Source organism: Lacihabitans sp. CCS-44 (assembly GCF_024343735.1).
Taxonomy (GTDB): Bacteria; Bacteroidota; Bacteroidia; order Cytophagales; family Spirosomataceae; genus Leadbetterella.
Genome location: NZ_RJUE01000002.1, coordinates 1 through 20,428, shown reverse-complemented (window position 1 = coordinate 20,428; position 20,428 = coordinate 1). Strand labels below are relative to the sequence as shown.

The window sequence follows — 20,428 nt, the reverse complement described above, 5'->3', positions numbered from 1 at the left end:
AAGATTTGAAAAAAGAAAACATAATAACAACAGCACAGAATCTGTTGCAATCAAAATTAATTGAACTAGAAAAAGCGATATTCAACGTTCAGAATGCCGCCAATGAAGAGTCTAAGAGTAGTATGGGCGACAAATACGAAACAGGCAGAGCTATGGCTCAAAATGACCGTGCAATGCTCGAAAACCAAAAAAATGAGCTTCTAAAAGATATCAGTACTTTTGAAAACATCAACTTTGAGCAAGAGACAGAATTTGTCAAAAATGGCAGTTTAGTGCACACATCGATTGGTTACATTTTGGTTTCGGTCAGTCTTGGTAAAATCGTGGACGATGGTGTAAGTGCTATGCTTATTTCGTCGGCATCGCCATTGGGCACAGAACTTTCAGGCAAAAAAGTCAAGGATACCGTCACCATGAATGGCCGTCCGATACAGATTTTGGGGATTTATTGAAATTTATTAATCAACTCAGGTTTCACCCATAAATATCTTTTTTGGGCTTCAAAATTCCTTATTCGAATATAGCCTGTTTGTATATGTAAACTATCCACAAACGCTCTTGTTACAGGTACTTCAAGGTCAAGTCGGTAAATGCTTATCAGGTCTATGTTCTCTACTCTAACTTTGTCTATAATTGTTTCTGTTGACGGATTCCATCCTACTCTTTCGAAGTTTTGACCAAAATATAAATAGCCGAAATTGTCATTGGAAAGCATTTTCAAAGGCTTTTCAAGTTTTATTTTATTCAAATAATTATAAAAATCGACATTGTTGGGATGGTTTGCTTTAATTGGATATTTTCCAATGATGCCTATAAATACTGCTCCCAGAATTAAACTGAAGCAGATTTTAGAGTATCTGTTTTGACGAAGCTTAATTGACTTTAATAAATACCCTAAGCTCAAAAAAACAAAAGGCAAAAGCAAAAACACAAAATGCTCTCTTGGGAAAATCACTAAAACTAACAGCAAACAGGGCAATAGCAGCCAGACGATGAATTTTAGTAAAGGTTTAGGTAAAGAAAGACTTGTTTTTAATGTCTTAAAAGAGCTTTTAAAGTCAATTATTAAGCCCAAAATTAGAACCAGAACTACAATAAAATATTTTGTTTTACTAGAAAAAATACCAACAAAAACATCGTAAAATGTGCTTTTAAATACTTTTAGAACACCTAAAATCAAGTTTTTGAAATTGTACAAACCATGTTTCAGAAGCAATCCTGGGTTTGCTGTAAATACCTGAAAATCAGACTCCACTTTACCATAAATGGCATTGAATTGGCCAAATTCATCGGCCAAATCAAAATGTTTTCCTGTCCAGACTTCGTAGTTATCAAAAAAATGCTGGATAAATATCTCCTTTAGATAACCCGTTGGATATAAACCTCCACCCAGCCAATACAAGACTATAATTGAGAACAATAATCCAAAAAGAGAAACAGTTTGAGAGAGTTTAGGACTATGTTTAAAATGACTAAATAAAGTCAATAAAACCGTAGGTACCAAAAACCAAACAAACTCAGGGCGAGCGACGTAGGCGTTTGCAAGAACACAAACTGATAGTATGAAATAGTTTTGAAAAGCGTACTTTTTTGAATCTAAAAAAAATAAACCAAGACAAATAACTATAAAATTGAGATAAGTAAGTTTCGGAACTAACAAAAGCTGGAAATCAGAAAAAAGAAAACATGTTGAAATAAAAAGTGCAATAAAAAAAGACTTAGAATGCTTTTTCAAAACAAAAAACAACGAGACAAAAGCCAAAGTAGAAAGTATAAAATAGTCTAAAAATATGGTATTAAGTGGACTATGGGCAAATTTTGAAACAACGAACAAAAACAAATAATAACCAAAATTCCCGAACTTTTCGAGCGGTAAGTTTAGATTTAAAGCACCAAACAAATGCACGTCGTCTTCTGATGAAACGATATCGATTTTGCCAAAAGAATAAAAATAATAGGCTAAGATGACCGCCAAGACGAGTATAATTTGAATACTTTTTTTTTCAAAAATGGCCTTAATGTTTTCTAGCATATTTATTTGTTTTCAATTTTGCAAGTAGCTGCATTCTATATTTATTAACTATTCAAAAGCAAAAACTCATCTTCATATTCTAGATTGCAAATTACAGCTACCTTTTTCCACCCTTCCATTTATTCGGCATTCAAAATTTCCTGAAAAGCCTCCACAAACTGTCCGACATGAAAGCCATCCATCAAAGCATGATGCACATGAACAGATACTGGCATTCGTTTATTTTCTGAGAGTTTCCCAAAAGAAATCTTCGGGCAACTGTCTTTAAATGAGAAACTTCTGGCGTGCGAAATAGCCGTAAAATTTAACCAAGGCAAAGAAGAATAATGAATTACGTTTTGGCCAGAACCAGCAGGAATTAGTCCTGTACTATTTTGTACACGATGAATCTCAACTTCAGCAGATGCATTGAATTCTTCAAAATCTTCGAAATAATCCATGTATGCAAAGCCAAATGTACCATCAGGTCTATTGATGGTTGGCGAAGCATTCACTTGGTCGTAAACCCAAACTTCGTCGTCCGAAATTCTGTATTTGAAAGGCTCTATTGCGTTAGCTGCCCCCAAAGAAGCATGTAAATATTTCAAAAAAAATGATTTTCGGTTTTGCTTAGCTTTTTTATAAGCCAATGAACAATCAACCTCTAAGCAAACACCAAAAAATGGCTCTTCGAATTGAGAAAAAAAATTAAAATGATCTTTTCTTGGCCAATTTTCTAAGTCTAATTTTTGCTTCACGATCCGAAATAATTTAGAATTTCACCCAATCTTGAGATATGATAAAAATTGGGATTCTCAATCTTTACATCCACCACCTCATGAGCCCAAGTGGTATGATATGGTACATGAACACCTACCCCACCAAGCTCCAAAACAGGCAGAACATCCGATTTTAAGGAATTACCAACCATCATAAATTCGTTTGGCTGAATGTCTAAATGCTTGATAAGTTTCTGATAATCTTTCACTTGCTTATCGCTCATGATTTCTATATGATGGAAATATTTTTCCAAACCAGACTTCATCAGTTTTCTTTCTTGGTCTAACAAATCGCCTTTCGTTGCCACCACCAGCCTGTAGTTTGGCTTTAAACTTTTCAATATGTCTTCCACATCCTCAAGCAACTCAATGGGTTTACTTATGAGTTCTTTGCCAAATTCAATTACTTTCTCCACTAAATGAATGGGAGCCGTATTGTTGCTAACTTTAAGAACAGTCTCCACCATCGACAAAACAAATGCCTTTGCTCCGTATCCATAAAGCTCGAGGTTGTCCATTTCTACTTTGAAAAGCTCTTTTGCCACCGAATGATGCGGCAGAAAATCCTCTAATAATTCACAGAATTTTCTCTCAATTTCCTGAAAATAAGGCTCGTTGACCCAGAGCGTATCGTCAGCATCAAAGGCTATTACTTTTATGTTTTGCATAAGTTTTTAATAAAATTTAAAATTAGGCAAAATCCAATGAAAAATTAATTTATTGTGAATAGAAAATGTCTAATTTTAGTGTTAGAAATTATCAACCATAAATAAAAAACAAATGAATAGAAGAGATTTCGTTTCCAATACAGCAAAGGCTGTTGCTGGCTCTCTGCTATTTTCTGAAGCAGTTTTTGCAAAGAAAAAAAGCAAACATGCCGTTGGTATTCAGCTTTATTCGGTTAGAGATGACATGAAAAAAGACCCAATGACTACTTTGAAAAAAGTAGCAGAGATGGGTTATAAAAATGTTGAGCATGCCAACTATGTCAACGGCAAATTTTATGGCTGGTCAGCTTCTGAGTTTAAAAAAATCCTAGATGATTTAGGCTTGAAAATGCCTTCTGGCCATACAGTCTTTGGCAAAGGACACTATGACGAAGATAAAAAACAATTTACCGACACATGGAAAAAACTGGTAGATGACGCAGCTATTTGTGGACAAAAATATGTAATAAGCCCGTGGCTCGACATTGCTTATCGTAAGGATTTTGACCAATTGAGGAAATTCATGGAGGTTTTCAACAAAAACGGAGAACTCTGCAAAGCCGCTGGGATGAAATTTGGGTACCACAACCACGACTTCGAGTTTAGCCTCAAACTGAGCAGCGTGAAAGTGTACGACATTATGCTCCAAAATACCGATCCTAGCCTTGTGGCCCAACAACTCGACATTGGCAATATGTATGGCGGTGGTGGAAGAGCTGCGGAGCTGTTGGCACAATACCCGGGTAGATTTGAGCTCATGCACGTAAAAGACGAAATAAAGTCTAGCGGCGAACACGGTGGCTGGGAAAGTGCCATTTTAGGCGTGGGAGTAATTGGCGTAAAAGACATCATTGATATGGGTAAGAAATCCGGAGGAACAACTCAGTTTATAATTGAGCAGGAATCTTACCAAGGAAAAGCCCCTTTAGATTGTATCAAAGAAGACTTGGCCGTCATACAAAAATGGGGCTATTGACCAAAACTGACTTTTCAAATCATTACCTCAGGCTAGATTACTCTAGCCTTTTTTTGTGGAAAAATAAGTAATTTGTGGCATTTGCGGAAAATTGCAAAAAACTTGCATTTTGATTTTTTTTGACTAACTTTGAAATTCATAAATAACTGCAAGATAGATAATTAGTCTATAAATATTATTGAAACAAGTCCCAAAACCAAAATTTATAATGAAGGCCAAAGCCCCAACTTTAAAAGTAATAGCCGAACAACTCGGTTTGTCGATTTCCACTGTTTCGCGTGCCCTTCGTGGCATGCCAGAGATTAATTTCGAAACAAGAGAAGCTGTACTCAATCTTTCAAAAAATCTGGAGTACAAACTCCCTTCCAATCATACCAATTCAGCGGCAACGCAGACCAGTTTGTTGGCTGCAATTGTTCCCAGTGAAGATTTTTATTTTTCACAAATCATCAAAGGTATGGACGATGCCGCCATCGATGCCGGTTTTTCCTTGATGGTTTGTCGTTCAAAGGAATCCTACGGAAGAGAAGTGAGTATACTCCAAAGGCTAAGCAAAGCCAACATAGATGGATACATTATAGCCAAAGCCTTCGAAACATCGAGTTTTGAACATTTTCAGCAATTAATCAAGTCCAACAAACCACTTGTAATGATAGATAGAGAGTGTAAAGACGTACCTGTGCCTCAGTTATTGATTGACAACTTCGAGGGTGGACAAATAGCCGCCAAACACCTCATAGAAAAAGGCTACAGAAAGATTTGCTTTTTGGGAGCTAAAACATATTCCTATTCAAAATATACACTAGAGAATGGTTTTTTGGAAACCTTAAAAGAGGCCAGACTCGATAGCTACGAGAAAAAGCTATTCTTTGGAGATTTTGATATTGAAACAGCGTATGAAAAAACCAAAGAAATACTTAGAATGAATGATCGCCCGGATGCCTTTTTTGCTGCCAACGACCAGATAGCTATTGGCATTTACAAGGCCATTGAAGAGGCCGGGTACAATATTCCGAAAGACATAGGCATACTGGGATATTACGACGAACCCGTTCTTGGCTCATTTACGCCAACCATCTCAAGCATACATGTGCCTGCCTATGAACTAGGTAAAAAAGCCATAAATACCTTGGTAGCACAAATTCACAACGGCATAAATACGAAGATTTCCTTGGAGGCCGTAAATGTTCAACTCTCGCAAAGAGAATCAACCAACCAAACCAAACGATTCTTCGGAATATAATTTTTTATAATAAATGAATTTCAAACTCTTAAATTTCTTGAAATGCTTAACTGTTGTATGTATATTCACAATCAGTTGTAAACCCGAAGAAATAAATGAACCAACTGTTTACAACGTAGATGCCTCTTTAACAAAATACGTTGACAAATTCTTTCAAGAAGCCAATAGCCGAGGTATTACAATCCCGAAGGAAAATCTAATAGTCAAGCCAGCCACCAATACAGCAGATTTTACGGATATTTGTGGCAAATGCACGCAAAATACCAAATTCCCCGAACTTCAGAGGTCGGTAGAAATAAATATGGCGAGTTCGCCTTGTTGGAAAAATATCTCTGAAAATGATAAGGAAGCCCTGGTCTTTCACGAATTGGGACATTGTCTTTTAAACAGAATTGCTCATAAAAAAGATACCTTTGCTGATGGGTCACCTAAAAGCATAATGGTTGCCAACAATACCGATCTTTACGGGCCATGTATTTACGCCTTCGACGAAAACCCAACCCTCTGCAACAAAACCAACCGCCGAAAATACTACATTGACGAACTCTTTGATGAGAAAACGGCAGCTCCTAATTGAGAGAAAACCTTGTTCATCCGATAATTTAGGATTAAACTAAGGCTTCCTTTTTTCCAACTATTACCTATTTTTATCTTAGAGTTTTCACCCCCATATTCCAAAAGATAAATCCATATATATCGGCCATGGTTTCTATGTTCTTTTTGGTGTTGGAAGCTCCGTGGCCTGAGTTTGTGTCTATTCTTATTAACAACGGATTTTTGGTACTTTCGGCGGCTTTGGCTTGTAGCTCGGCTGCGTATTTAAACGAGTGTGCTGGCACTACACGGTCGTCGTGGTCGGCAGTGGTTACCAAAGTGGCTGGGTAATTTACACCAGACCTAATATTGTGCAATGGTGAATATCCGTAAAGCACTTTGAATTCTTCGGCATTGTCGGCTGAGCCGTAATCTGCAATCCAGTTCCAGCCAATGGTGAATTTGTGGAAACGCAACATGTCCATTACACCCACTTGAGGGATGGCCACTTTGGCCAAATCTGGCCTTTGATTAATAACCGCACCCACCAAAAGTCCGCCATTTGATCCGCCACGAAGAGCTAAATGCTCTGAATCACAATATTTGTTGGCTATCAGGTATTCTCCCGCCGCTATAAAGTCGTCATAAACATTCTGTTTTTTAAGTTTCATTCCTTGTTCGTGCCATTTTTCGCCATATTCAGAACCACCACGCAGGTTGGCTTGAGCATACACACCCCCAAACTCCAAAAATGGAATCAACAATGGACTAAAAGCCGGATTAAGACTCACATTAAATCCGCCATAGCCATACAGCAAAGTCGGATTTTGCGAATTAAGCTTCAGGCCTTTTTTGTAAGTAATAAACATGGGCACCTTTGTACCGTCTTTTGAAGTATAGAAAACTTGTTTAGTTTCAAAATCGTCAGCTTTGAAATCTACCTCTGGGTTGCGAAATACAGTGCTTTTCTTTGTGTCAATGTCGTATCGGTAAATAGTTGGAGGAAAAGTAAATGAGGTAAATGAATAGAAAACGAATTTGTCGTCTTTGTCTCCACCAAAACCACCTGCCGTACCTAATCCCGGCAGTTTTACTTCATTCTCAAGCTTTCCGTTCAAATCGTACACGTAAATGCGAGAAGTAACATCTTTCAGATAATTCAAGAAAAGCTTACTGCCCGCAGTTCCAGCACCTTGCAATGGCTCAGGTTTTTCAGCTATGAAATCAGAGAATTTACTGGTTTTCGGGTCAAACAAAAGTAGCTTTTCATTAGGAGCTTTGTCGTTGGTCTGAATGATAAATTTGCCTTTCACATTATCAATAAATGAATATGATGAATTTGTGATTTCTTTAACCACCGGCGTAAATTCTTTTTGGTCTTTCGTCTTATAAAAAAGAGCATTTCCATCTAAGCCTTTTCCTCTATCACTTAGATACAAAAACGCAAACTGCTCGTCTTCAGAAGTGCTCAAAGTATGAAAACGTTGTCCGTTAGCTGGATCTTGATAAACCAAATTGTCCTTCTCTTGTGAAGTTCCCACTGCGTGAAACCAAACTTGATGATTCTCGTTCTTAGCAGCCAATGCACTGCCCTCTGGTTTTGGATAACGGCTATAATAGAAACCACTTCCCTGCCATGCGAGACCTGATATTTTCACCCATTCTAATTTATCTTCTAAAGTTTTCAGCGTTTTTAAGTCCATTACAAAAACGTCCATCCAGTCAGAACCGCCCTTTGAAAGTGCATAAGCTGCATAGTTTCCGTCTTTTGAAATATTAAATTGCATCAAACGTGTTGTACCATCAGGCGAAAGTTTATTGGGATCCATAACCAACTCTAGAACACCATCTAATCCTTTTTGTCTGTATAAAACGGACTGGTTTTGTAAACCATCGTTTTTGTAAAAATAAAACCACTCGTGTTTCTTAGATGGTGCAGAATATTTGGGATAATTATATACTTTCTCAAGGCGGTCTTGAAGCTGCTTTTTGTAAGGAATATTAGACAAATAATCAAAGGTAACCTCATTTTGGGCTTTTACCCAAGCTGCTGTTTCAGCCGATTTATCGTCTTCCAACCAGCGATACGGGTCTTTAACTTCTGTGCCGTGATAATTGTCTGTTTGAGAACCTTTTTTGGTTTCTGGATATTTTAATTGAGCCATTGAAAAATATGGAATTAATGCAAATACAATTAGTTTGATTGATGATTTCATTTTTGATTGAAGGTATTAGATTGTAAATTTAGAAAAGTAAAATTTAAAAACGCCGAAATCAACCTAGATTGATACTGGAAAAGTTTATAATTAATTTCAAGTTCTTTACTTCACCACTATTTGAGCCGTGCTCCGGCTTAATTGCTCCAAGATTACAGTTTTTCCCTCTAATATTTTTTGCAAAACATTGGAGTCGTAGTGCCGGATGGTGTAAAGCGTTACATTTTCATTGTATCTAACTTTAAATGATGTTTCAAGCGATTTTATCAATTCCTCAAACTTCATATCGTCATAATCTAAACAAACCGTAAAACTCAGGGCCGAGTTTTGGCTAACGTTGCATTTGAGATTCAGTTTGGCAAAAACCTCATAGATATGGGAGATATTGAGCTCGGAAATAAAAGAAAAGTCTTTGGTCGAAATCGAAATCAACAGTTGGTTCTTTTTGATAATGATAGCTGAAATGTTTTTCTGTAAAAACTCATCTGAATTAATAACTGTTCCGGCTTCTTCGGGATGCAAAAATGGTTTGACAAACAATGGAATGTTGGAGTTCTGAAGAGGTTTAATGGTTTTTGGGTGAATAACTGTAGCACCATAATAGGTCATTTCTACAGCCTCTGTATATGACAATTGGTCAAACTTTTGGTATTCGGAAAATAGCCTTGGGTCGGCACTCAAGACACCGGGCACATCTTTCCAAATAGTAACCGACTCAGCCCTTAAGCAATGAGCAAATATTGAGGCTGTGTAATCAGAGCCCTCACGACCCAGCGTGGTTGTTTTATTGTCCGAGGTTCCTCCAATAAAGCCTTGGGTTATGAACAGATTGACATTTTGTTCTAACAAATCTATGCTACTTTGTGTAGCTTCCCAATTGACTTTTGCTTCTCTAAAAGTAGCATCTGTTTTCAAATATTTTCGTGCATCTAACCATCTGTTATTGACACCTTCTTGGTTGAGATAAGTACTGATAATAAGCGTTGAAATCAGTTCGCCATTAGAAATAACCTGATCGTAAATTTCATCATACTTTTGACCATCAACGTTTTCCAAATAATCCTTAATTCTTTGATTATGTTTTTTTAGCAAAGCGGTTATTTCTGTATTGTCTTCAAATAGTCCGTTTATCAATGTCTGATGGTAGTCTTCTATTTCTTTTAACTTTTGGGCGTACTCCTCCTTTTTGTAAAACAGTTTCACAACTTCCTCCAAGGTGTTGGTCATCTTTCCCATGGCAGACACCACCACTAGAATTGTCTGATTTTCATACAATTGGATAATACTTTTGAGGTTTTTAACCCCTTCAACATCCTTAACAGACGCACCACCAAATTTGAATACGAGCATAGTTTAAATATTTTTTGATTGCAATATAGATATTGGATTTAAATGAAACATTTGTCCCCTGGATATTTACATTCCTAGCCTTTTGTATTTATCCAACAACAGAACCTCAAAATCATTTTTTAAATCATAAGCCAAAAAACTTTTATGCACCACCTCCAGCATTTCATACCGACAGTAGTAAAAGTTCTCGAGAGTTTTATCCAAAAGCTTTTGTGAAAGATTAGATAGTTTGTAAGCCGCTAAAAAATCCTCATATTTTAGTTTGCTTTTCTTTCCGTTTAAAGTCAGTGCCAGTTCTTCAGTATCGGCTTTGTTTACAAGAGCTGTACCGAGCATATCATAGGCAGGGCTGAGCATATATTTCCCTCTTTCGTCTGTTTCGAGCAACGAAAAGTTCTTCAGATGCATATCAGCATTTCCGGTCAAATAACTAAAAACCACGTACTCGTAAAAGTTTGTAACATCTAGCAGAGGAGCATCCGAATATTTTACCAAAGCCTTGGCTATTTGCTCATGGCTGCCCTTGTATTTGTCTTCGGTAAGACGTTCGGTCAGTTGGCACATATCCTCCATGTGACGCATACCTGAGCGTGTGCGGTCAACCCTTTTTGTCAAATAACATAATGTGCCATCCTGCAGTGGAAACAAAGTATGAGGCACAGTCTTGAGCCCACACACCTCTGCCATTTTCATGGTGCAATCTTCCAACTCCGGCAAAGAGCGATAATAATCTGATGGCGGCTTGAGTATATAATCGCCATAAAGACCTACTATAGTCAACTTTTTTAGGGCATTTCTTTCTTGCTTACGATGCCAACTTAGACTTACCTTGGCCTGCACGCCTGTAACAGCCATGTTGGCGTTTACAAATTGCTGAGCCAAAGCTGCCAAAGCTTCTTTGTCGTATTCAAACTTGGGCACGTAAGCCTGACCAAAAAAACGCTTGCTACAGGCTTGGTGATAATGCTCCTCACCATCTCTCAAAACTTCATAACAATACAAACACCTTTCTTTGGCATTCCCATAGGATACCTCTGGCTCAAAAACCTGATTATGAGTCTGCTGCTTATAAAGCGGATTCTTGTTTTTATAATTCTTCATCGTCTTGTGGTATTACACTGACGGCCCCTATGGTGTTCTTGCAACATGCCAACAGTAGGCCAAATCTATCTCTTGCGTTTATTTTCCAATTGTCTATGGCTATGTCCAGCAGCCAACCTTCAGGTATCAACCCATCAAAAAAAGGAAAAAGTACCTTACTTTGGTAGGCTTTTGATGTTACGGGCAATGTTTTGCTTATGGACATGGCCTCTGACGACAAAACATAGCTCTCATCATAGCTAAACGCATAGCCTGAATCGGTTTCGGCAAGCGTGCCGGCTAACCGATTATGCAACAATACATTGGCTTTCCTATTCATTTTCTTGATCTTTAGCTACTGGTGCCAACTCCGCCCCAAACAGAGCCAACACCTTATTTACGGTATCCATCCTAAGTGTTTTTTTGCCTTGCTCTAGGTCTCTCACAAACCTCAAGCCGACGTCGGCTTTTTCCGCCAACTCCACTTGTGTAATGCCTGCAAGTTTGCGTTTTTGCTTTACAAATCTTATTAGCCTGCTATTTTCTTTCATTTTTATACCCTATAAAATACAACAATACAAATATATTAATTTTTTATATTACATAAGGTATATTTACAATATTTTCTTTTGATATTATACCCTTTAACACACTAAAAACAAGAAATAATTCATTTCTATACCCTTAATGATATACATAAAAGACAAATAATCACACAAAAATGAGCTATCCAAAGAAAAACACTTTACATATTGACCCAAACTAATTACTAAATTGCGTAATAAAAATACATTAACACCCGTGAAAATGCTGATTCTCCTCGCTCTTGCCTTTCTGATTTCCTTTTTGGTGATTTTTTATTTTCTCAAAAAAAATAAAACTCCTAAACCTTACGAAATTGACAAGCCCGACTTCCAACAAAATTTATCCAAAAACCTGAAAGAGATTTCGGGTATTTCATATTTTACTGAAAATCAAATTGTTTGCATCAATGACGAAGTGGGTCATTTGTTTGTTTATGATTACAAAAAAGAAGAAATCATTGATACCTTAGAATTTGAGGCCGATGGAGATTATGAAGACGTGGTTTTCCTAGAAGGTATCTCTTATGTTTTGAGAAGCGATGGGCAGATAAGTGCATTTGAAACAAACAGTAAAAACACCATAAAATATGATTGTAGCAACGATGAAGTAGAAGAATTCGAAGGACTGGGATATGACCCAAAATCGAATTCGCTGCTTTTGGCTGCCAAAGAAATGAAAGGAGAGAAAGCCATATTCCAGTTTGATTTGAATAATAAAATACTAACCAAGAAATTCTCAATTTCGAAAGATGACATTAAGAAAAATGGCAAACATGGCAAAGAATTTAAGCCTTCAGGAATAGCCGTTCACCCAATTTCGGGTGAAATTTATGTTCTAGCATCGGCAGGTAAAAAACTCTTGGTTTTGGATGAAAACGGCAAGGTAAAACAGCAGTACAATTTAGATGACGACCAATTTCCTCAACCCGAGGGCATTTGTTTTACGCCAAATGGGGATTTGATAATTTCATCGGAAGGTAAAAATGGCAAAGCCTCTATTTCTTACTTTGGCTACAAAACAACAAAATAAATCAAAAACTCCAAGTATTTCGGTTTTGATTGTAGGGTTCTATAGAAAACTTAATGCCATTTCTGATACCGAATTCGTTGGACTGAGCTATAACATAGTAAGAACCCAAACGAATGCGTTCTCTGCCGATTTTGAAAATTCTATTAAACCCAAAATACACTTCGGAATACTGATATTTTCTTTCAGGAACATACAAAAAGCCTGCTCCAACCATTTCCCGGATACCCGTTTTGTTCAAAAGCGGCACTTTTGAAGTAAAAAAACCATTGAATTGATGCACGTAGTGTGACTCAAAATACCAATCGAAAGTGGGAAAAGTCTTTGGAATAAGTTGATAAGTGTACATGGCAGGCGAGAAAAAGTATCTATCGCCACCACGCTGATAACGGTAGTCCATCACCGCCATGCGTGTGGTATCTAGAAACTTCCCAACATTTATTCTATACTCCGAGGTGCCAATGGTACCAATATTAAATGTCTGGTGAATAGCTCCCGAAATTTGTGTGTAATTACTGGTAATTTTACCCGACATAGGCCAGGCCTTTTCAAAATTAAAACTAAAAGTAGGAAATTTAGAGCCCAAAATTTGCTTTTGGTTGGGTTCACGCAGAAATAACTGCCTTAACGTGTATTCTATCCCAAAGTTGGTTTTGTAAACGTGCGTGGTGGGGAAAGTCTGAAGCGTATTATTGGTAAAAATTTTATCTCCAAAAGCGGCAAATTTATAATTCGAGAGATCGCTACGACTTTCATACAAAAGATTGGAGTTCAGATAAAATCCATTAAAGACTTCTGTTCTGTGCCTTATGTCTATGAACCGATTCTGATAAAAATTGCTTCTACGGGCAATATCACTGATTGTTGCAGAACCATTTATCACATTAAAACCCGAACCTACACGAAAATTTACACTTGAATTTCGCATAGGATTATAGAAATAGTTGAAGTTTATCTGGCCCTTCAAATCTTGATTCCTAAAACCGTAGGTGAGGTTAGTATTCGTAGAGAATTGTTTCCGATTTTCGTACCGTTTATAATACGCCACGCCGTATCGAACACGCCAACCCCCTATAGCTAAGGGATCAAGAAAACCAAGTGCTGGATCAAAAAACCATGTCTGCTTTTTGGCTCTATTGATGTGACCTATACCTGAATAAATGATTTTCGGAACAGTAATTTTGTTATAAATCTTATCAATGGAATCCAAATAAACCTTAGAATTCATCAAAATTTCCAATCGTTCTTTTTCTTTGACGACTTTTTGCTCGTCTTTGGTCAGTGGTTGGGGACGAATACTCTCCCAATAAGTAGAATCTCGTTTGTAGGCATTTTCGGTGGTTACACCCACTTCAGCACCGAAGAATCGCTTTGGCAACACTAAGTCAAATTTGAAGTCGGATTGTAACACCTCAGTTTTTCCATTTTTTTTTGTGGAACCCTCTTTTACTTTCCATTCATAAATGGTTTTTACGGGCATCCAACGTTTTTCTATTTTCTCAAATTCTTGCTTAAAACCAAATTCATCATATCGAAGCAAAGCCCTTTTTGTCAATTGCAAATCCACATTTTTGAGCACCCACTCATCTTCAATCACCTCAATTGTACCTTCATAGAGGGCATTTCCCAAAGATCTTGGAGTAACTCTTATTTGATAAAACTTTTCATTTCCTTCGAAATAATACTTCAAAAGTTGGAATTTATAATTGAGAAAAGTCAAATCGCTCAGAAACGAAACGATGTCATTACCTCCAATTTTAGCTATTTTTTGATGATTTTTATACAAATCAAATTCTCCATCCGTTACCGATTTATAAAAAAGTGTGCTTTGATCTCCAATCCTTTTTACCGCCTCTTTTTCTTCCTTTTGCTGCCCGACGACATTTTGATGACGAATAAGTGAGCACTCGAAAATATTCAAATTTGGAATCGAATCCTTAATTATTGGTTTTTTATCTAAAGCCTCAGAAAGTTGGTCATTCTTCTCGTCTTCTTTCTTTTTTACAGGTTTCCTGTCTACTTTCTCAACAGCTTTTATGTAAACTTTGCTCTGAAAATTCTGATATTGGTTCAACATATTTATCTTGTTGTCCATCAAATGCCTTATCACTTCATAAGAATAATCCTTCTTTTTGACTTTCACCACTAACTCATCCAGTTGCTTTTGGTCGATTTTTAGAAAAATATTCTTTACCAAGTCTTTCTCCAAAACCACCTCGAAAATCTCAGTTTGATAACCCGTTGAAGAAACCGAAATTCTATTCAAACCTTCTAGAAGCTTGATTTCATATTTTCCAAATTCGTCGGAATTGGTACCAACATTTGAGTTTACAGACCTGAGTGTAGCCCCAAAAATAGGTTCATTGGTTTCGGTCATCACATAACCACGCAGGAAATAGAAATCTTGACTTAGGCAGACAAACGGAAAAAATAAAAATGTTAATAGGGATAGTTTCTTCAAAAAATGGTCATGAGTAATGACTTTTAAACGACAAAAATGGCCATTTAGTGTTTTGTAAAAGACTCACTACCTCAAATTTACCACTTTCCCCGTTTTTGAAGACTTCACGGCAGCATCCAGAATTTCCATAGCCACCATGTTGATTTTCAAAGATCCTAAATCGTTCTCCGAATTTATTTCACCACGCACCACTGCTGCAAAATAACTAAAAGCATCATTTTGAGGATTCGACAAAGGTTTCGCATCAATAGCCCATTCTTTTGGAGCATTTCTTTCGCCCATTCTCACCCGCATTTGAGGCTCGCGATTGGCAAAAATATAACCCTTTTGGCCATAAATTTCTGTATCTTTTCTATCAAAAGGCCAGTTCCAAGACGCCTGAAAAATCCCTTGAGCTTTGGGGTATTGCACCACTATAGTGGCTTCGTCATCTACTTTCGGATATATTGAAGGTTTATTCGTCTGGGCAGTGGCCGAAACCGAAATAGGCCTTTCGCCCTTCATCAACCAAGTCATAATATCAGCACCATAACATCCAAAATCCATGATGGCTCCACCTCCGTTTTTTACTGGATCTGTTAGCCAGCTCAAAAAAGCGTTCGAACAACCTATCTCCTTTGGTCCGCTATGCCCATCCATGATGACCACTTTCCGTATTTCGCCAATTTTACCTTCTGTATTTATCATTTCAAAAGCCTGATGATGGCTAGCGTACCAGGTTGTTTCATAATTGGTAATGATATTTATACCATGCTTCATTGCCAGCATTTCCATTTCTTTTGCTGCTTTCAGATTCACTGCCAGCGGCTTTTCTACCATTACATGTATTTTCAAAGGTGCACATTTCTGCACTGTTTCTAGATGTTCAATGGTACTTCTAAAATCACAAACGGCCTCAGGCTTGGCTTTTTCCACCATTTCCTCCAAAGAAGAAAACCAAAGGCTTTCGGGCAAATTGGCTCTTTTAAGGTAATTAAGAGCCAATTCTTTGTTGGGTTCAGCAAATCCCACCAGCTCCATTCCTTCATGTTTTGGGTGGTTCAAAATTTGCCAAACATGGTCGTGAGTCATGCCTACAATCCCCATTCTTACTGGTTTTTGGGCGAAAACAATAGAAAAAGCAAAAGATAATAGAAGAGTAAATCTAATTTTTCTCATTTTTATAAAGGTTGAATATTTAAACTTACAAATTCATTTTGACAAAACGAATCTTATGGAAAACTAATCAGTTTAAATAATTTTTTGCTATAAGGCTGGCTTTATAAATCCGCAATTCTTCCCAGGTGATACTGTCGTCTAAAACAGATTTTATTTCTCCCAAAGGAGTATTGGGCTGGAAGTTTTCGAAGGCTGTAGCAATTTCCAAAATTCTATCTTGGCTCATCAGCGAGGCTATCTCTATCTTCTTTTCCTCAACAAGTTTGGCAAAATGGGTGTAAATTGTTCCAACAGAAAGTACTCGTTTTTGGGCAATTTCCTCAATACTCATATTCTTTTTCCAGAGGTCAAAAGTTTCTTCTAAAGTAGATTTTTGATTAACCTTTTTCTGCTTTTTAGGAACTTCATAATAAGAAACATCGTCCAACCCTTTTATTAACTCCTCACTTTCCTCCAGAAACTTAGTCAAAGACTTATCCAACATTTGCTGCTTATAGCTTCTTTGTTTTTCGGTTATCAGATTTTCTTTCGTGATTTCTATTTGTATAAAAATACAATCAACAAACCGCTCAACTTTGAAAATCTGCAGAATAAGCGATGTAAGATGGCCGTCCATTTCCATCAATTCTTCAAAATAAGATTTTGAGCGTTTGGTTCTTTTTATCAAATGAATCCTCATTAGCAAAGCCATATGATGCTCTTCTAAAAATGGCAAAAAGTATTTCACAGCAGCATCTACTCGCTGTTTGATATACCCAAAATCAAAGGTCTGATTCTGAAAAGTAAAGTTAAGTTGCTGAGTAAATTTCGCTGCCAAAGCAGAGAGCTCCATTTGTTTTGCCAAGTAGAATTTTGCCCATTCTATTTCCTTAATCTTCGAAATTTTATCCAACTCATCTTGATAACTCACAACAAGATTTCGGACAATCTGCTCAAAATTGGTCCAGTTGAAACTTTGTACAACATAATCTTTTACATAAACTAGCTTCTCTTGAGCCAAAGATTCTTTTATTGTCCCTTCATCTGCTTTATTATTGGCATACTGTATTACGTCATAGCTAGACTGAATCCCATTCAACCGAATAGGCTCAGTTAAAACCATGCCGTCAAGCGATCTCAAACGAGAAAGTGCCACATACAATTGGCCTGGTAAAAAGACTTGAGAAACATCTAAAATGGCCTTATCGAAAGTTAAACCTTGACTTTTGTGGACTGTAATAGCCCAAGCCAATTTTATAGGAAAATGCACGAAAGTGCCTAAGGTTTCCTCTTCTATTTCCTTTGTGTTCTCATTTACTGAATATTTGATATTCTTCCATTCGTATCGTTCAACAGCAATTGTACGTTTTTCTTGTGGAAATCTCACATATATTTCATTTTCAGAAAGTGAAGAAATATAACCCATTTTGCCATTGAAATAATTCTTTTCGATACTCAGGTCATTCTTCACAAACATCACTTGAGCACCTTTTTTGAGCTCCAGTCTTTCTTCCAAAGGATAAATTCTTTCAGGAAAGTCACCCGTAATTTCGGCATAGTATTTCAAGCATTTCTCTTCCAATTCCTCTAAAGCCTTTTTATTAATCTCATCGGCCTTATGGTTGTGAGTAGTCAAGGTTATAAAACCTCCATCAGCAGGAGCCACAAAGTCAGGGTTTAGATATTCATTGAGTTTGTGTTGGTCTTCTTGGGTTATCTGATTGTTTCGGAGGTTATTCAGTATATCTATAAAAACTGGATCTTGTTGCCTAAAAATCTTGTCCAATTCCACATAAATCGGTGGATCTTTCAAAATAGCATGGGCATGGAAGAAAAATTTACCAGAATAATATTTCTTTAAAACAGCCCACTCTTCATTTTTGATAACTGGCGGCAACTGCATCAAATCTCCAATAAAAAGCACCTGCACACCACCGAAACTCTGTCTATTTCTTCGAACTCGCTGAAGCATATAATCCATGGCATCCAACACATCAGGCCGCAGCATACTCACCTCGTCAATAATCAATAATTGAAGCTCTTGAATTACACTCTTTTTTACTGAACTCATTCTAAAATGACGGGTAAGAGAGATTTTTGTCTCGAATCGAACCGATTCAGAAAAATGCTCAGGGTCAATTTCTTCAGGAATAAAACCAGCAAAAGGCAATTGAAAAAGACTATGAATAGTTACTCCTTTAGCGTTTAACGCAGCGATGCCAGTTGGAGCCACCACAACAGTATTTTTATAAGTAGAACCAACAATATGGTTAAGCAAAGTAGTCTTACCAGTACCCGCCTTCCCCGTCAAAAAAATCGACTTTTGCGTTTGATTAACAAAATTGATAACGTTTTGGGCGATTGGTGAGATTTCCGTCATTAAAAGATAATTCAGTTCTAATTATTGAAGTTTAAAATATATTATGCAAAAATAGCCTAAACATTAAAATAATGGACGAAAACTTAATTAATCAAAAAAGACAGATATTATATCTATAATTTTCTCAATTGCTGTATAGGCTTTCTGTATATCTTTGGAAAAATTATCTAACCAAAATGCAAACATCCATATTTTAAGAACATAAAAATATTATATATGATTTGCAGTTCTATTTTCCAGTAAAAGAAAATTCAATTATTAAACAAGACAAAGCTAATATCCTGAAAAACCATAATGGTGTATTAAAGTATGTAAATTCTCAACCACATTCACTTTAGCAAGTTTTGTAGTTACATCAAGTAGTTCCCATGAAATTATAAGCAAACTAAAAGAGGTTCTTAATCAATTGACCACCATAGAGGTAAATTTCAACAACTATATTTGTTATGATTCTAATCATCTAATCAATGTAAAAATAGAGCCTGAAAGTAAATTTAAACCAGTTCTAAACGCCCTAGATTTATTCAAAAAAGATAATAAATTCGCAAATAAACATTTTACAATATGTGACAATATTCACGCAACAATAGTTATTCCTAAAAAAAAATCTCATATGAATTTCTTCGTGCAGAATATAAATCAAAAATCCTTTATTCAGTGTTTTTCTTGGAAAAAATAATGATAAGAAAAACTTTATCTCCAGGAGAAAATTATGAGTTCGAGACCATAATACTTAAGCACTAACCATCGCTCTTTCAAATCCTTTTACAAGTAGATGTACAAATAAAAAAAACAACACAAGTGCTGAGATTAATTATAATAAAATTGGCGATCACGCCTAGAAATCTATCGTAATGCTGCACCATTACTCATTTTAAGCTTACCGCCCACATTTGATAAGTACCAGCGGAGGTACGGTAATCAGACTTAAAGCTCTGTTCAACTTTTTCTTTTAAAACAAAAAAACCCCAACACTTACGTATTGAGGTTTCATAAATAAAAAACTGGCATCTACCTACTCTCCCGGGTTTGATCCAAGTACCATCGGCGGTGCGGGGCTTAACTGCTCTGTTCGAAATGGGAAGAGGTGTTCACCCGCCCTATCAACACCATGAATGATTCTGCCCCCTAGCCCCCAGTGGAGGAATCTAGTTGACTATTTCTTCTGTTGTCTTTTGGACATCTAAATTCTTTTGACATTAATGTTAGCTCTCTTTGTTCCCCCTTTGGGGGTTAGGGGGCTAACATTGTGATTGAGAAAGACTGAAAATAAAAATTTAAGAGCTCTCGGTTCATTAGTACTACTCGGCTGCATACATTACTGCACTTCCACCTGTAGCCTATCTACGTCATAATCTCTAACGTTCCTCAAGGGAAGTCTCATCTTGAGGTGGGTTTCACACTTAGATGCTTTCAGCGTTTATCCCGTCCCGACTTAGCTACTCTGCCGTGCCCTTGGCAAGACAACAGATACACCAGCGGTCAGTCCAATTCGGTCCTCTCGTACTAAAATCAGAGCCTCTCAAACTTCCTACGCCCACCACAGATAGGGACCGAACTGTCTCACGACGTTCTGAACCCAGCTCGCGTGCCACTTTAATCGGCGAACAGCCGAACCCTTGGGACCTTCTCCAGCCCCAGGATGTGACGAGCCGACATCGAGGTGCCAAACCTCCCCGTCGATATGAGCTCTTGGGGGAGATCAGCCTGTTATCCCCGGAGTACCTTTTATCCTTTGAGCGATGGCCCTTCCATGCAGAACCACCGGATCACTATATCCTACTTTCGTACCTGTTCGACTTGTTTGTCTCGCAGTCAAGCTCCCTTTTGCTATTGCACTCATCGCACGGTTACCAAGCGTGCTGAGGGAACCTTTGAAAGCCTCCGTTACTCTTTTGGAGGCGACCACCCCAGTCAAACTACCCACCAAGCGGTGTCCCCCA

Annotated in this window: 16 protein-coding genes and 2 rRNA genes; 5 read left to right on the top strand and 13 right to left on the bottom strand. The window is 37.2% G+C overall.

Going from position 1 to position 20,428, the window contains the following annotated elements; all coding sequences use genetic code 11:
• Positions 1-5 precede the first annotated feature (5 nt).
• Entirely contained in the window at positions 6-452 is a 447-nt protein-coding gene (locus EGI26_RS01470) for a 3-oxoacyl-ACP synthase (RefSeq protein WP_255075880.1), read from the top strand.
• Here EGI26_RS01470 and EGI26_RS01465 read toward each other — a convergent pair.
• From EGI26_RS01465 to EGI26_RS01455, 3 genes are all read right to left on the bottom strand, one after another.
• Positions 446-2,032 (bottom strand): hypothetical protein, encoded by a 1,587-nt coding sequence (locus EGI26_RS01465; RefSeq protein WP_255075879.1) that lies wholly within the window; start codon positions 2,030-2,032, stop codon positions 446-448. The genes EGI26_RS01470 and EGI26_RS01465 overlap by 7 nt on opposite strands.
• A gap of 119 nt (positions 2,033-2,151) precedes the next feature.
• Entirely contained in the window at positions 2,152-2,769 is a 618-nt protein-coding gene (locus EGI26_RS01460; RefSeq protein ID WP_255075878.1) for a chloramphenicol acetyltransferase, read from the bottom strand.
• A complete protein-coding gene (locus EGI26_RS01455; RefSeq protein ID WP_255075876.1) occupies positions 2,766-3,458 on the bottom strand; it encodes an HAD family hydrolase in 693 nt (230 codons plus the stop codon). The genes EGI26_RS01460 and EGI26_RS01455 overlap by 4 nt, the downstream gene beginning before the upstream one ends.
• A 112-nt stretch (positions 3,459-3,570) precedes the next feature.
• Between EGI26_RS01455 and EGI26_RS01450 the strand changes: the two genes are divergently transcribed.
• The 3 genes from EGI26_RS01450 to EGI26_RS01440 all read left to right on the top strand — a co-directional run bounded on the left by EGI26_RS01450 (position 3,571) and on the right by EGI26_RS01440 (position 6,293).
• Positions 3,571-4,473, top strand: a complete 903-nt coding sequence (locus EGI26_RS01450; RefSeq protein ID WP_255075875.1) for a sugar phosphate isomerase/epimerase — start codon at positions 3,571-3,573, stop codon at positions 4,471-4,473.
• A gap of 208 nt (positions 4,474-4,681) precedes the next feature.
• Entirely contained in the window at positions 4,682-5,716 is a 1,035-nt protein-coding gene (locus EGI26_RS01445) for a LacI family DNA-binding transcriptional regulator (protein ID WP_255075874.1), read from the top strand.
• A gap of 13 nt (positions 5,717-5,729) precedes the next feature.
• A complete protein-coding gene (locus EGI26_RS01440) occupies positions 5,730-6,293 on the top strand; it encodes a hypothetical protein (RefSeq protein WP_255075873.1) in 564 nt (187 codons plus the stop codon).
• A gap of 70 nt (positions 6,294-6,363) precedes the next feature.
• On the opposite strand, the gene EGI26_RS01435 is transcribed toward EGI26_RS01440, so the two are convergent.
• From EGI26_RS01435 to EGI26_RS01415, 5 genes are all read right to left on the bottom strand, one after another.
• A complete protein-coding gene (locus tag EGI26_RS01435; protein WP_255075872.1) occupies positions 6,364-8,466 on the bottom strand; it encodes a prolyl oligopeptidase family protein in 2,103 nt (700 codons plus the stop codon).
• Positions 8,467-8,571: 105 nt separating this feature from the next.
• Positions 8,572-9,816: an aspartate kinase gene (locus EGI26_RS01430; RefSeq protein WP_255075871.1), complete on the bottom strand. Its 1,245-nt coding sequence runs from the start codon at positions 9,814-9,816 to the stop codon at positions 8,572-8,574.
• A 66-nt stretch (positions 9,817-9,882) separates the two neighbouring features.
• Positions 9,883-10,917: a HipA domain-containing protein gene (locus EGI26_RS01425; protein ID WP_255075870.1), complete on the bottom strand. Its 1,035-nt coding sequence runs from the start codon at positions 10,915-10,917 to the stop codon at positions 9,883-9,885.
• Positions 10,904-11,236 carry a HipA N-terminal domain-containing protein gene (locus EGI26_RS01420; protein ID WP_255075869.1) on the bottom strand — a complete coding sequence of 111 codons (333 nt, stop codon included), beginning with the start codon at positions 11,234-11,236 and terminating at the stop codon, positions 10,904-10,906. The genes EGI26_RS01425 and EGI26_RS01420 overlap by 14 nt, the downstream gene beginning before the upstream one ends.
• Entirely contained in the window at positions 11,229-11,447 is a 219-nt protein-coding gene (locus EGI26_RS01415) for a type II toxin-antitoxin system Y4mF family antitoxin (RefSeq protein WP_255075867.1), read from the bottom strand. The genes EGI26_RS01420 and EGI26_RS01415 overlap by 8 nt, the downstream gene beginning before the upstream one ends.
• Positions 11,448-11,703: 256 nt before the next feature.
• Here EGI26_RS01415 and EGI26_RS01410 point away from each other — a divergent pair, with 256 nt between their 5' ends.
• Entirely contained in the window at positions 11,704-12,510 is an 807-nt protein-coding gene (locus EGI26_RS01410) for an SdiA-regulated domain-containing protein (RefSeq protein WP_255075866.1), read from the top strand.
• Position 12,511: 1 nt separating this feature from the next.
• Here EGI26_RS01410 and EGI26_RS01405 read toward each other — a convergent pair whose 3' ends face one another.
• The 5 genes from EGI26_RS01405 to EGI26_RS01385 form a co-directional block, all read right to left on the bottom strand.
• Positions 12,512-14,968, bottom strand: a complete 2,457-nt coding sequence (locus EGI26_RS01405; protein ID WP_255075864.1) for a DUF5686 family protein — start codon at positions 14,966-14,968, stop codon at positions 12,512-12,514.
• 66 nt (positions 14,969-15,034) lie between these two features.
• Positions 15,035-16,126, bottom strand: coding sequence for a Gfo/Idh/MocA family protein (locus EGI26_RS01400; protein WP_255075862.1), 1,092 nt, complete (start codon positions 16,124-16,126; stop codon positions 15,035-15,037).
• 67 nt (positions 16,127-16,193) lie between these two features.
• A complete protein-coding gene (locus EGI26_RS01395) occupies positions 16,194-18,485 on the bottom strand; it encodes a helix-turn-helix domain-containing protein (protein ID WP_255075861.1) in 2,292 nt (763 codons plus the stop codon).
• 1,002 nt (positions 18,486-19,487) lie between these two features.
• A 5S ribosomal RNA gene (rrf, locus tag EGI26_RS01390) occupies positions 19,488-19,599 on the bottom strand.
• A gap of 160 nt (positions 19,600-19,759) precedes the next feature.
• A 23S ribosomal RNA gene (locus EGI26_RS01385) occupies positions 19,760-20,428 on the bottom strand; the annotation flags it as partial.